Consider the following 13469-nt stretch of genomic DNA (forward strand, 5'->3'; position numbering starts at 1 on the left):
AAATGACTTTTGCTCCGTCCTCCCCCCGGTTGCCTTGCGGCAACCGGGTTCTTGATTTGGCCCATACGCATGTCATGGGCATTCTTAATGTAACCCCTGACTCCTTTTCCGATGGTGGCCGCTTCAGCCAGCTTGATGCTGCATTGCGCCACGCAGAAGCCATGGTGGCGGCTGGCGCGACCTTGATTGATGTGGGCGGTGAATCGACTCGGCCTGGTGCTCGCGCAGTTTCTCCTCTGGAGGAGTTGGAGCGCGTGGCGCCGATTGTCGAGCGCATCGCTCGAGAGTTGGATGTGATCATTTCGGTTGATACCTCCACCCCGGCCGTGATGCGTGAGACTGCGCGATTAGGTGCCGGCTTGATCAACGATGTGCGGTCCCTGCGGCGCGACGGTGCCCTGGATGCAGCCGCAGCCACCGGTTTGCCGGTGTGTTTGATGCATATGCTGGGTGAGCCCGGCAATATGCAGGACAGCCCGCACTATGATGACCTGGTTGGTGAAGTGAGTGGTTTTCTCTCCGAGCGCGTTGCCCAGTGCGTCGCGGTAGGTATTGCGCCGGAAAGGATCATCCTTGATCCGGGGTTTGGTTTCGCCAAGACCCTGCAACACAATTTGAGTTTGTTCAAACACATGGAGTCCTTGCATGCCCTTGGTCGGCCCCTGTTGGTCGGTGTTTCGCGCAAGAGCATGATAGGGCTGGCATTGAGCCGTCCGGTGGGTGAGCGGTTGTACGGCGGTCTTGCACTGGCGGCGCTCGCGGTGACCAAGGGTGCGCGCATCTTGCGTGTGCATGACGTTGCTGAGACCGTGGATGTGGTACGCATGATTGCAGCTGTGGAATCAGCCGAATAAGAATGATGGAGCACTTATGACTAAAAAATACTTTGGCACCGACGGTATCCGTGGTCGGGTCGGCGAGTTTCCGATTACTCCTGATTTCATGCTCAAGCTTGGATGGGCGGCTGGTATGGCTTTCCGCAGCATGGGGGCGTGCCGCATCCTGGTGGGCAAGGACACCCGGATTTCGGGATACATGTTTGAATCAGCGCTTGAGGCCGGCTTATCCGCCGCAGGCGCCGATGTGATGTTGCTGGGGCCAATGCCGACGCCCGCGATTGCATACCTGACGCGTACCTTTCACGCTGAGGCCGGTATTGTGATAAGTGCTTCGCACAATCCACATGACGACAACGGCATCAAGTTCTTCTCCGGTCAGGGCACCAAGTTGCCGGATGAGATTGAGCTTATGATCGAGGAACTGTTGGATGCGCCGATGACCGTGGTCGAGTCCAGCAAGCTGGGCAAGGTGTCGCGCATCAATGACGCGTCCGGTCGTTATATCGAGTTCTGCAAGAGCAGTGTGCCTACCAGTACCAATTTTGCCGGCCTGAAGGTTGTTGTCGACTGCGCCCATGGTGCGACCTACAAAGTCGCGCCAAGCGTATTCAGGGAGCTTGGCGCAGACGTGACAGTGCTGTCGGCTCAGCCCAACGGATTGAACATCAACGAAAACTGCGGCTCCACCCATATGGAGCAGTTGCAGGCCGCTGTCCTGGCCGAGCACGCCGACCTCGGGATTGCCTTCGACGGTGACGGCGACCGCGTGCTGATGGTTGACCACACGGGTGCCGTGGTGGACGGCGATGATCTGTTGTTCATCATTGCCCGCGACCTGCATGAGCGTAACAAGCTGCAAGGCGGTGTCGTCGGTACGCTGATGAGCAACCTGGGGCTTGAGTTGGCGTTGGCAGACCTGGGTATTCCTTTTGTTCGCGCCAACGTCGGTGACCGGTATGTGATCGCCGAGCTGCTGGAGCGTAACTGGCAGGTAGGTGGTGAGAACTCCGGGCACGTGGTGTGCTTCCAGCACGCCACCACCGGTGACGCGATTATTGCGGCGTTGCAGGTGCTATTGGCTTTGCGTCGCCGCGAAGAGAGCCTGGCCCAGGCGCGTCAGGCTTTGCGCAAATGCCCGCAAGTATTGCTGAACGTGCGTTTCGCAGGTGGGGAAAACCCGATCGAGCACCCTGCTGTCAAAGAGGCTTGTGAGCGCGCGACCCTGGCAATGGCTGGTCGTGGACGGGTATTGCTACGCAAGTCCGGCACAGAGCCTTTGGTACGCGTCATGGTCGAAGGTGACGACGAAATACAGGTTCGCGGCCATGCCGAAGACCTGGCAAAACTGGTAACTGAAGTTTGCGCCTGAATTCGGCTTGCCAGTGATGATGTGGTTGGGTAACATCTGCGCCCACTTTGACCGACGAGGTACAGCATGCGTCGCACTATGGTAGCTGGTAACTGGAAGATGCACGGTACCCGCGCCAGTGTCGCTGAGCTGATCAATGGCCTTCGTCACTTGGCCTTGCCTAGCGGTGTTGATATCGCGGTGTTCCCGCCTTGCTTGCATATCACCCAAGTGGTGGATGGCTTGAAAGGTAAGTCGATTCAGGTCGGCGCGCAGAACTCTGCGGTGGAAGCCATGCAAGGTGCGTTGACCGGTGAGATTGCACCGAGTCAGCTGGTTGATGCGGGTTGTTCCTATGTGCTTGTCGGGCACTCCGAGCGCCGTCAGATGATGGGCGAGCGTGATGGGACACTCAATCGCAAGTTCGCAGCAGCGCAGGCTTGTGGCTTGATTCCGGTGTTGTGTATTGGGGAGACCCTTGAGCAGCGGGAATCGGGCAAGACTCTTGAAGTTGTCTCGCGTCAGCTTGGCAGTATCATCGAGGAGCTGGGTGTTGGTGCGTTCGCAAAGGCGGTAATTGCTTACGAGCCGGTCTGGGCCATTGGTACCGGGCTGACTGCTACACCGCAACAGGCGCAGGATGTGCACGCAGCCATCCGCGCGCAGTTGGCGGCAGAGAATTCTGAAGTCGCACAAGGTGTGCGGCTTCTATACGGCGGCAGCGTGAAGGCGGCCAATGCGGTCGAACTGTTCGGCATGCCGGATATCGATGGGGGGCTCATTGGTGGAGCTTCCCTGAATGCAGATGAGTTCGGTGCGATTTGTCGCGCCGCGGGAAACTGAAAAAATGCTGGAAACAGTCGTAGTCGTTTTTCATCTGTTGGCTGCCCTGGGCGTAGTTGCCCTGGTTTTGTTGCAACAGGGTAAAGGTGCGGATGCTGGTGCGTCTTTCGGTGCAGGTGCTTCAAATACTGTGTTCGGAAGCCAAGGTTCCTCTACCTTTCTTAGTAAGTTTACTGCTATACTTGCCGCCGGTTTCTTCATAACCAGCTTGGGGTTAGGTTACTTTGCTAAAGAGAAGGCTCATGTGCTGACTCAGGTAGGTTTGCCAAACCCAGCAGTGTTGGAAGTTCCAAAAGCAAAACCGGCTTCTGATGATGTCCCGGTGCTTCAAGAGCAAAAGTCGGCTACTCCAGCGACTGACGTACCTCCAGCTCAAGAGCAGAAGTAAGAAGGGTTGTAAACGCTGTATTGCCGAGGTGGTGGAATTGGTAGACACGCAACCTTGAGGTGGTTGTGCCCATAGGGTGTAGGGGTTCGAGTCCCCTTCTCGGTACCAATTATCAGGAGAGCCCGCTGTTGCGGGCTTTCTTGTAGGTGGAAGGTTACATTGACCCTGTAAGGGATCGGTCGTATACTTCCGCCCCAGCTTTGTCGCGGGGTGGAGCAGTCTGGTAGCTCGTCGGGCTCATAACCCGAAGGTCGTCGGTTCAAATCCGGCCCCCGCAACCAGTTTTAGCGGAGCCCCTTTTAAGGGGCTTTTTGTTAGCTGGACACTTTCAACGCCGCTGTTCGACGGCGTTTCAAGGATGGGCGTTTCGCCCATTTTTTTATTTTGCACAGCATGCACATACATGCACGAGGGGGTTCAGGTGTCGAGCAAGCTAGAAGAGTTGCAGGCCTTGTTGGCCCCGGTGGTCGTGGCCCTAGGCTATGAATGCTGGGGTATTGAGTTTTCGGCTCAAGGTCGCCACTCAATGTTGCGCGTTTATATCGATAAAGAGGGCGGCGTGCTGGTGGACGATTGTGCCATTGTCAGCCGTCAGATCAGCGGTGTTCTGGATGTTGAAGATCCTATCTCCGTTGAGTACACCCTCGAAGTTTCCTCGCCAGGCATGGAACGCCCACTGTTCACTATTGATCAGTTTGCAAAATTTGCCGGTGAACAAGTGAAGATCAAGCTGCGATCCCCGTTTGAAGGGCGTCGCAACTTTCAGGGCCTTCTGCGCGGTGTAGAAGAACAGGATGTCGTGGTGCAGGTAGAAGACCATGAGTTCCTGTTGCCGATCGATATGATCGACAAGGCCAACATTATTCCCAGTTTTGACTGAGACGCGGATCCCGCGGATCCAATGGCTTGCGAAAGGCGAGGCGTACGATGAGCAAAGAAGTACTGCTGGTTGTTGAGTCGGTATCCAATGAAAAGGGCGTACCGGCAAACGTGATTTTTGAAGCGCTGGAGCTGGCCCTGGCCACTGCTACCAAAAAGCGTTTTGAAGACGAAGTTGATCTGCGTGTGGAAATCAACCGCCACACCGGTGCCTATGAGACTTTCCGTCGCTGGACGGTCGTCGAAGAGGCCGATCTTGATGATCCGGCCATCGAAACCTGGCCAAGCAAGGTTGCTGAAACGCACCCAGGCGCCCAGGTCGGTGATGTCGTTGAAGAAAAGATCGAGTCCATCGAGTTCGGCCGCATTGCTGCACAGACCGCCAAGCAGGTCATCGTGCAGAAGGTTCGCGAAGCCGAGCGCGCTCAAGTCGTTGATGCCTATCGCGAGCGCCTGGGGGAAATCATCTCCGGCACCGTGAAAAAAGTGACCCGCGACAATGTGATCGTCGACCTGGGCAACAACGCTGAAGCGTTGCTGGCCCGCGAAGACATCATCTCTCGCGAAACCTTCCGTGTTGGCGTGCGTTTGCGTGCGCTGCTCAAGGAAATCCGCACCGAGAACCGTGGCCCTCAGTTGATTCTGTCGCGTACTGCGCCGGAAATGCTGATTGAGTTGTTCCGTATCGAGGTGCCGGAAATTGCCGAAGGCCTGATCGAAGTCATGGCTGCGTCCCGCGACCCGGGTTCGCGTGCCAAGATCGCGGTCCGCTCCAAGGACAAACGCATCGACCCGCAAGGCGCTTGCATCGGTATGCGCGGTTCGCGCGTCCAGGCAGTGTCGGGCGAATTGGGTGGTGAGCGTGTGGACATCGTCCTCTGGGACGATAACCCGGCGCAGTTCGTGATCAATGCCATGTCGCCGGCTGAAGTGGCGGCAATTATCGTTGACGAAGATGCCCATGCAATGGACATCGCCGTTGGCGCAGACAATCTGGCCCAGGCCATTGGTCGTGGTGGTCAGAACGTGCGTCTGGCCAGCCAGTTGACCGGCTGGACCCTGAACGTAATGACCGAATCGGACATCCAGGCTAAGCAGCAAGCTGAAACCGGTGACATCCTGCGCAACTTCATCGACGAGTTGGAAGTCGACGAAGACCTGGCGCAGGTGCTGGTAGATGAAGGCTTCACCAGCCTGGAAGAGATTGCCTACGTACCGTTGGAAGAAATGCTCAACATCGACGGCTTTGACGAAGACACCGTCAACGAGCTTCGCGCTCGGGCCAAGGATCGTTTGTTGACTAAAGCCATCGCTACTGAGGAAAAGCTGGCAGACGCCCATCCGGCCGAAGACCTGCTCTCGCTTGAGGGTATGGACAAGGATTTGGCGATGGAACTGGCGGTGCGCGGCGTAATTACCCGCGAAGACCTGGCCGAGCAGTCTATTGACGATCTGCTCGACATCGACGGCATTGACGATGATCGTGCCGGCAAGTTGATCATGGCCGCCCGAGCCCATTGGTTCGAGTAATTAGGCGCGGCCTGAGGAGAGAAGTGCATGACGCAAGTCACGGTGAAACAACTGGCCGATGAGGTCAAAACACCGGTAGAGCGCCTGTTGCAGCAGATGCGTGAGGCAGGTCTGCCGCACACCGCCGCCGATGAAGGTGTGAGCGATAGTGAGAAGCAGTCTTTGCTGACTCACTTGAAGAGCAGCCACAAGGCGAAAGTGGAAGAACCGCGCAAGATTACATTGCAGCGCAAAACCACCAGCACCCTGCGGGTTGCGGGTAGCAAGAGCATCAGCGTTGAAGTACGCAAGAAGAAAGTCTTCGTACAGCGCAGCCCGGAAGAAATCGAAGCCGAGCGCAAACGCGAACTGGAAGAACGTCGCGCAGTAGAAAATGCTGCACGTCAGAAGGCTGAAGAAGAAGCCAAGCGTCGCGCCGAAGAAGAAGCGCGTCGTCAGCCTGCTGCTGCGCAAACTGCTTCCACTGAAGCGGTAGCCGCGCCTGGCGCTCCTGCAGACGCTGTGCGTGAGGCCGCTCCGGTTGCCGCTGCACCAGCACCTGCTGCCGATGCCCGCAAGCGCGAAGAACCTCGTCGTCCGGATAAACCACGTGCCGACGATAACAATCGTCGCGGTGGTGGTGGCGATGGCGAGCGCAAAAACGCTCCGCATCGTGCTTCGGTCAAAGAGAAAGCGCCTGCTCCACGCGTTGCTCCACGGACTACCGACGAAGAAAGCGATGGCTTCCGTCGTGGTGGTCGCGGCAAGGCCAAGCTGAAGAAACGCAACGCCCACGGTTTCCAGAGCCCAACCGGCCCTGTCGTGCGTGATGTGCAGATCGGCGAGACCATCACGGTTGGCGATCTTGCCAACCAGATGTCGGTCAAGGCTGCTGAAATCATCAAGTTCATGTTCAAACTGGGTACTCCAGCGACCATCAACCAGGTGCTTGATCAGGAAACTGCTCAACTGGTAGCCGAAGAACTGGGCCACAAAGTGACCCTGGTCAGCGACACCGCCCTGGAAGATTCCCTGGCTGAGTCCCTGAAGTTTGAAGGCGAGACATTCTCCCGTGCGCCAGTCGTGACCGTAATGGGCCACGTTGACCATGGTAAGACTTCGCTGCTCGACTACATCCGTCGTGCCAAGGTAGCTGCTGGCGAAGCCGGCGGTATCACCCAGCACATCGGTGCGTACCACGTTGAAACCGAGCGCGGCATGGTCACCTTCCTCGACACCCCAGGTCACGCCGCGTTTACCGCAATGCGTGCCCGTGGTGCCAAGGCGACTGACATCGTGATCCTGGTCGTTGCAGCGGACGACGGCGTGATGCCGCAGACCATTGAAGCTGTCCAGCACGCTAAAGCCGCTGGTGTTCCTCTGGTTGTTGCCGTGAACAAGATCGACAAGCCGGGCGCCGATCTCGATCGCATCCGTAGCGAACTGTCGGTTCATGGCGTGACGTCTGAAGAGTGGGGCGGTGATACGCCATTCGTTTCGGTTTCGGCGAAAGTCGGTACTGGCGTGGACGAACTGCTCGAAGCTGTCCTGCTGCAAGCTGAAGTACTTGAACTGAAAGCAACCCCATCGGCCCCAGGTCGTGGTGTTGTGGTTGAGTCGCGTCTCGACAAGGGTCGTGGCCCGGTTGCAACCGTACTGGTTCAAGACGGTACCCTGCGTCAAGGCGACATGGTACTGGTCGGTTCGAACTATGGCCGTGTACGTGCCATGCTCGACGAGAACGGCAAGCCAATCAAGGAAGCCGGTCCTTCCATCCCTGTCGAGATCCTCGGCCTGGACGGTACCCCGGACGCTGGCGACGAGATGAGCGTGCTGTCTGACGAGAAGAAAGCCCGTGAAGTGGCTCTGTTCCGTCAAGGCAAGTTCCGTGAAGTCAAACTGGCTCGCGCGCATGCCGGCAAGCTGGAAAACATCTTCGAGAACATGGGCCAGGCCGAGAAGAAGACGCTTAACATCGTCCTCAAGTCTGACGTTCGTGGTTCCCTCGAAGCGTTGAACGGCGCCTTGAATGGCCTGGGTAACGACGAAGTGCAAGTGCGTGTTGTGGGTGGCGGTGTCGGTGGTATTACCGAGTCCGACGCCAACCTGGCACTGGCTTCCAACGCTGTACTGTTCGGCTTCAACGTGCGTGCCGATGCTGGCGCTCGCAAGATCGTCGAGCAGGAAGGCCTGGACATGCGTTACTACAACGTCATCTACGACATCATCGAAGACGTCAAGAAAGCCCTCACCGGTATGCTTGGCAGTGACGTCCGGGAGAACATCCTGGGTGTCGCCGAAGTACGTGACGTGTTCCGCTCGCCGAAATTCGGTGCGATCGCCGGCTGCATGGTTATCGAAGGTACCGTGTACCGTAATCGTCCAATCCGTGTACTGCGTGAAGACATCGTTATCTTCGAAGGCGAGCTGGAATCCCTGCGCCGCTTCAAGGATGACGCTTCCGAAGTGCGTGCCGGCATGGAATGCGGTATCGGCGTCAAGAGCTACAACGACGTCAAGGCTGGCGACAAGATCGAAGTCTACGAGAAGGTTCAGGTTGCTCGCAGCCTCTAACTCGCGCACTTCAGGAGCCACGCCGCGTGTGGGCATGCAAATGCCCCGCGCAGCGTGAGGACTCTAAACGCAACGCCCGGTCTGGCTTTTGTCAGGCCGGGCGTTTGCCGCTTTCAGACCCCATGGGTTTCACCGTGTGGCAGTAACAGGTAACAAGACATGGCAAAAGAATACAGCCGTACCCAGCGTATCGGCGATCAGATGCAGCGTGAGCTGGCCCAACTGATCCGTCGCGAAGTCAAAGACCCCCGCGTTGGCCTGGTCACCATCACCGCTGTTGAAGTGAGCCGTGACGTGGGTCACGCGAAGATCTTCATCACCGTGATGGGGCAGGACAACAGCGAAGAAATCGCGCAAAGCATCAAGGTACTCAACTCGGCCGCAGGTTTCCTGCGCATGCAGTTGGCCCGTGAAATGAAGCTGCGCAGCGTGCCCCAGTTGCACTTCCACTACGACGAAAGCGTTGTGCGTGGCGCGCACCTGTCGGCACTGATCGAGCGCGCCGTGGCTGAAGACAGCCAGCACCCATCCACACCTGAAGACGCCAAGGAGTAAGCGGTGGCTCAGGTCAAACGTATCCGTCGCAACGTCAGCGGCATCATTCTGCTCGACAAGCCGATTGGCTTTACCTCCAATGCCGCGTTGCAGAAGGTCCGCTGGTTGCTCAATGCCGAGAAGGCCGGACACACCGGCAGCCTCGATCCCCTGGCCACCGGTGTACTGCCGTTGTGCTTTGGCGAGGCCACCAAGTTCTCGCAATACCTGCTCGATTCCGACAAGGGTTACGAAACCCTGATGCAACTGGGCAAGACCACCACCACGGCAGACGCCGAAGGTGATGTTTTGCAGGTTCGCGACGTGACCGTTGGTCGTGCTGATATCGAAGCTGCTTTACCTGCTTTTCGTGGGCAAATCAGTCAGATACCGCCGATGTACTCGGCGCTCAAGCGTGATGGGCAGCCCCTTTACAAGCTGGCACGTGCGGGCGAAGTAGTGGAGCGCGAACCGCGTTCTGTTACTATTGCGCGCTTGGAATTGCTCGCCTGTGAAGGTGACACCGCACGCTTGGCCGTGGACTGCAGCAAAGGCACTTATATCCGTACTCTGGTGGAAGATATTGGTGAGCGGCTCGGTTGCGGCGCGTATGTAGCTGAACTGCGACGCACCCAGGCCGGACCTTTCAGCCTGGCCCAGACGGTCACACTGGAAGAGTTGGAGGCGGTACACGCCGAAGGTGGCAACGAAGCGGTTGATCGCTTCCTGATGCCGTCGGACAGTGGCTTGCTGGATTGGCCATTACTGCACTTTTCGGAACACAGCGCGTTCTACTGGCTTAACGGCCAGCCGGTACGCGCCCCGGATGCCCCGAAGTTCGGCATGGTGCGGGTACAGGATCATAACGGTCGCTTTATCGGTATCGGTGAAGTGAGCGAAGACGGGCGCATCGCGCCACGTCGACTGATTCGGTCAGAATGACCGAACGAGTGTGGCTGTTAACAGGCACGGTCAACACTCATTTTTAGATACAGGGATTTGTCCCTGGCCTGTTGAAACTGCCCTTTGGGTGGTTTCCTGAAAAAAGGATTGCCTCATGGCTCTCGACGTTCAAGAAAAAGCACAAATCGTAGCTGACTACCAGCAAGCTGTTGGTGACACTGGTTCGCCAGAAGTGCAAGTTGCACTGCTGACCCACAACATCAACAAGCTGCAGGGTCACTTCAAGGCCAACGGTAAAGATCACCACTCCCGTCGTGGTCTGATCCGCATGGTAAACCAGCGCCGTAAGCTGCTGGACTACCTGAAAGGCAAGGATCTGGGTCGTTATCAGGCTCTGATCGGTCGCCTGGGTCTGCGTCGCTAATCAGCGATTGCGCTAGAGGTTGGTTGTCTGCCGTGTGTCAGTGGGATTCCCGCTGGCCCATGGTAGGCTCCCAGCCTCAAGTTTTATCTGGATACACGTTTTACCCCTGGACAAGGGTTGGGCCGATTCCCGACATTGCCCAAGAATTTCGCAAGAAGACAAGTTCCCCAAGAGCCACAAAGAAGGTAGGACACCGTGAACCCGGTTATCAAAAAATTCCAGTTCGGTCAGTCGACCGTTACCCTCGAGACAGGCCGTATCGCCCGTCAAGCCTCCGGCGCAGTGCTGGTTACCGTTGACGACGACGTTACCGTATTGGTGACCGTTGTTGGCGCCAAGCACGCCGACCCAAGCAAAGGCTTCTTCCCTCTTTCCGTTCACTACCAGGAAAAGACTTACGCTGCCGGTAAGATCCCTGGCGGTTTCTTCAAGCGCGAAGGCCGTCCTTCCGAGAAAGAAACCCTGACTTCCCGACTGATCGACCGTCCGATCCGTCCGCTGTTCCCAGAAGGCTTCATGAACGAAGTGCAGGTTGTCTGCACCGTCGTTTCCACCAGCAAGAAAACCGATCCTGACGTCGCGGCGATGATCGGTACTTCGGCTGCCCTGGCCATCTCCGGTATTCCTTTCGATGGCCCGATCGGCGCAGCCCGCGTTGCTTTCCACGAAAGCACCGGCTACCTGCTGAACCCGACTTACGAGCAACTGAAAGCATCGAGCCTGGACATGGTCGTTGCCGGTACGTCGGAAGCCGTATTGATGGTTGAATCGGAAGCCAAAGAGCTGACCGAAGACCAGATGCTGGGTGCAGTACTGTTTGCTCACGACGAGTTCCAGGTTGTGATCAACGCTGTTAAAGAACTGGCTGCCGAAGCTGCCAAGCCGACCTGGGCCTGGGCTCCGCAAGCCGAAGCCACCGAACTGCTGGGCGCTATCCGCTCCGAGTTCGGTACAGCGATCTCCGACGCCTACACCATCACCGTCAAGGCCGACCGTTACGCTCGCCTGGGTGAGTTGAAGGACCAGGTTGTTGCCAAGCTGTCCGGCGAAGAAGGCCAGCCTTCTTCCAGCGAAGTCAAAGCAGCCTTTGGTGAAATCGAATACCGCACCGTTCGCGAAAACATCGTTAACGGCAAGCCACGTATCGACGGCCGCGACACCCGCACCGTTCGTCCGCTGAACATCGAAGTCGGCGTTCTGCCGAAGACTCACGGCTCGGCACTGTTCACCCGTGGTGAAACCCAGGCACTGGTCGTCGCGACCCTGGGTACTGCCCGTGACGCACAGCTGCTGGACACCCTGGAAGGCGAGAAAAAAGACCCCTTCATGCTGCACTACAACTTCCCGCCGTTCTCGGTGGGCGAGTGTGGTCGCATGGGTGGCGCTGGTCGTCGCGAAATCGGTCACGGCCGTCTGGCCCGTCGTTCGGTCCAGGCCATGCTGCCTGCTGCTGACGTGTTCCCGTACACCATCCGTGTGGTGTCGGAAATCACCGAGTCCAACGGTTCCAGCTCCATGGCTTCGGTCTGCGGTGCTTCCCTGGCGCTGATGGACGCGGGTGTGCCGATGAAGGCGCCGGTTGCCGGTATCGCCATGGGCCTGGTTAAAGAAGGCGAGAAGTTCGCCATCCTGACCGACATCCTGGGCGACGAAGACCACTTGGGCGACATGGACTTCAAAGTAGCCGGTACCGCCAAAGGTGTTACCGCGCTGCAGATGGACATCAAGATCAAGGGCATCACCGAAGAAATCATGGAAATCGCCCTGGGCCAAGCCCTGGAAGCGCGCCTGAACATCCTCGGTCAGATGAACCAGATCATTGGTCAGTCCCGTACCGAACTGTCGGAAAATGCTCCGACCATGATCGCGATGAAAATCGACACCGACAAAATCCGTGATGTTATCGGTAAAGGCGGCGCGACCATTCGTGCGATCTGTGAAGAGACCAAGGCTTCGATCGACATCGAAGACGACGGCTCGATCAAGATCTTCGGCGAAACCAAGGAAGCTGCAGAAGCTGCGCGTCAACGCGTCCTGGGCATCACCGCTGAAGCCGAGATCGGCAAGATCTACGTCGGTAAGGTTGAGCGCATCGTCGACTTCGGCGCATTCGTCAACATCCTGCCAGGCAAAGACGGTCTGGTTCACATCTCCATGCTGAGCGACGCTCGCGTTGAGAAAGTGACCGACATTCTGAAAGAAGGCCAGGAAGTGGAAGTGCTGGTACTGGACGTGGACAACCGCGGCCGTATCAAGCTGTCCATCAAGGACGTAGCAGCAGCCAAGGCTTCGGGCGTTTAATTACCCCAGGCTAACGCTGAAAAAAAGGACTCTTCGGAGTCCTTTTTTTACGCCTGAAGGAAAATGCCGAAAAATCAGACGCTTAGTAAATCGCAAAAGCCGCAACTTGCACGCAGGCATGATGGCGTTCATGCAAGTTGCACGATTCCGAAATTCGAGTGTTTTTATAAGTATATGATTTTTAACGATTTAATCTTCTGTGGCGACTTGGCACACTGCCTGCAATAACCCTGTTAACGCTGCAGCATCAAGGTTCACACACTGCAGACTTTTAATAAAACAGGAGTTACTCGTATGAAGAAGTTCGCTCTCGCTACTGCTACCGCTCTGACCCTGGCCATGGGTGCTAACGTGGCCTTTGCCCAGACTTCCCAAGCTCCAATGACCCTGGCGGCCGGTGAAGCCACCAAGGCAAAAGAAAGCGTTTCGGATACTTGGATCACCACCAAAGTTAAATCCGATCTGCTGACCGAAAAAGGCATCCCTGGTTCGGACATCAAGGTTGAGACCAACAAAGGTGTGGTTTCCCTGTCTTCGACCGTAGCCATTTCGGACGCGCAGAAAGAAACTGCCGTAGCGATCACCAAGAAAATCAAAGGTGTAACCGCAGTTTCGGCTGACGGCCTGTTGGCTGGCGGCGCTACCAAGGCAGACAACATCGACAAAACCAAAGGTGCAGCGGCTGACGCCAAAGGCGCAACCTCCGACACCTGGATCACCACCAAAGTCAAAGCTGACCTGGTCACCGAGAAAGGCATTCCTGGCACCGACATCAAAGTCGAAACCAACAAGGGTGTAGTTTCCTTGTCCTCTTCGGTCGCTGTGACCGAGGCACAGAAAACGACCGCGGTGAACATCACCAAGAAAATCAAAGGCGTTAAAGCTGTATCGGCCGATGGCCTGAAAGCAGAGTAACGCTCAAGAATT

Annotated in this window: 12 protein-coding genes and 2 tRNA genes; all 14 read left to right on the plus strand. The window is 57.0% G+C overall.

Annotated features, from left to right (window positions below; translation table 11 throughout):
- Positions 1-2: 2 nt before the first annotated feature.
- The 14 genes from folP (at position 3) to C8K58_RS29800 (ending at position 13457) form a co-directional block, all read left to right on the plus strand.
- Positions 3-854 carry a dihydropteroate synthase gene (folP, locus tag C8K58_RS29735; protein ID WP_027605366.1) on the plus strand — a complete coding sequence of 284 codons (852 nt, stop codon included), beginning with the start codon at positions 3-5 and terminating at the stop codon, positions 852-854.
- A gap of 16 nt (positions 855-870) precedes the next feature.
- Entirely contained in the window at positions 871-2208 is a 1338-nt protein-coding gene (gene glmM, locus C8K58_RS29740; protein WP_098480912.1) for a phosphoglucosamine mutase, read from the plus strand.
- Between the two features lie 66 nt (positions 2209-2274).
- Positions 2275-3030 carry a triose-phosphate isomerase gene (tpiA, locus tag C8K58_RS29745; RefSeq protein ID WP_015885920.1) on the plus strand — a complete coding sequence of 252 codons (756 nt, stop codon included), beginning with the start codon at positions 2275-2277 and terminating at the stop codon, positions 3028-3030.
- A 4-nt stretch (positions 3031-3034) separates the two neighbouring features.
- Positions 3035-3418, plus strand: a complete 384-nt coding sequence (gene secG / locus C8K58_RS29750; protein WP_010206600.1) for a preprotein translocase subunit SecG — start codon at positions 3035-3037, stop codon at positions 3416-3418.
- Positions 3419-3440: 22 nt separating this feature from the next.
- Positions 3441-3526, plus strand: a tRNA-Leu gene (locus tag C8K58_RS29755).
- A 96-nt stretch (positions 3527-3622) separates the two neighbouring features.
- Positions 3623-3699, plus strand: a tRNA-Met gene (locus C8K58_RS29760).
- Positions 3700-3839: 140 nt separating this feature from the next.
- Complete coding sequence (rimP, locus tag C8K58_RS29765; RefSeq protein ID WP_003235029.1) at positions 3840-4298, plus strand: ribosome maturation factor RimP; 459 nt, start codon at positions 3840-3842, stop codon at positions 4296-4298.
- Between the two features lie 47 nt (positions 4299-4345).
- Entirely contained in the window at positions 4346-5827 is a 1482-nt protein-coding gene (gene nusA / locus C8K58_RS29770) for a transcription termination factor NusA (RefSeq protein ID WP_003212187.1), read from the plus strand.
- 27 nt (positions 5828-5854) lie between these two features.
- Positions 5855-8380 (plus strand): translation initiation factor IF-2, encoded by a 2526-nt coding sequence (infB, locus tag C8K58_RS29775; RefSeq protein WP_027605369.1) that lies wholly within the window; start codon positions 5855-5857, stop codon positions 8378-8380.
- Between the two features lie 159 nt (positions 8381-8539).
- Positions 8540-8935 (plus strand): 30S ribosome-binding factor RbfA, encoded by a 396-nt coding sequence (gene rbfA, locus C8K58_RS29780; RefSeq protein ID WP_003176137.1) that lies wholly within the window; start codon positions 8540-8542, stop codon positions 8933-8935.
- A 3-nt stretch (positions 8936-8938) separates the two neighbouring features.
- Positions 8939-9856 carry a tRNA pseudouridine(55) synthase TruB gene (gene truB / locus C8K58_RS29785; RefSeq protein ID WP_098480913.1) on the plus strand — a complete coding sequence of 306 codons (918 nt, stop codon included), beginning with the start codon at positions 8939-8941 and terminating at the stop codon, positions 9854-9856.
- 115 nt (positions 9857-9971) lie between these two features.
- Entirely contained in the window at positions 9972-10241 is a 270-nt protein-coding gene (rpsO, locus tag C8K58_RS29790; RefSeq protein WP_003176135.1) for a 30S ribosomal protein S15, read from the plus strand.
- A 195-nt stretch (positions 10242-10436) separates the two neighbouring features.
- A complete protein-coding gene (pnp, locus tag C8K58_RS29795; protein ID WP_027605371.1) occupies positions 10437-12542 on the plus strand; it encodes a polyribonucleotide nucleotidyltransferase in 2106 nt (701 codons plus the stop codon).
- A gap of 294 nt (positions 12543-12836) precedes the next feature.
- Positions 12837-13457 (plus strand): BON domain-containing protein, encoded by a 621-nt coding sequence (locus tag C8K58_RS29800; protein ID WP_027605372.1) that lies wholly within the window; start codon positions 12837-12839, stop codon positions 13455-13457.
- The last annotated feature ends 12 nt before the right edge of the window (positions 13458-13469 follow it).

The sequence above is a fragment of the Pseudomonas sp. GV047 genome, from assembly GCF_003058245.1.
In the GTDB taxonomy this organism is placed as follows: Bacteria; Pseudomonadota; Gammaproteobacteria; order Pseudomonadales; family Pseudomonadaceae; genus Aquipseudomonas; species Aquipseudomonas marginalis.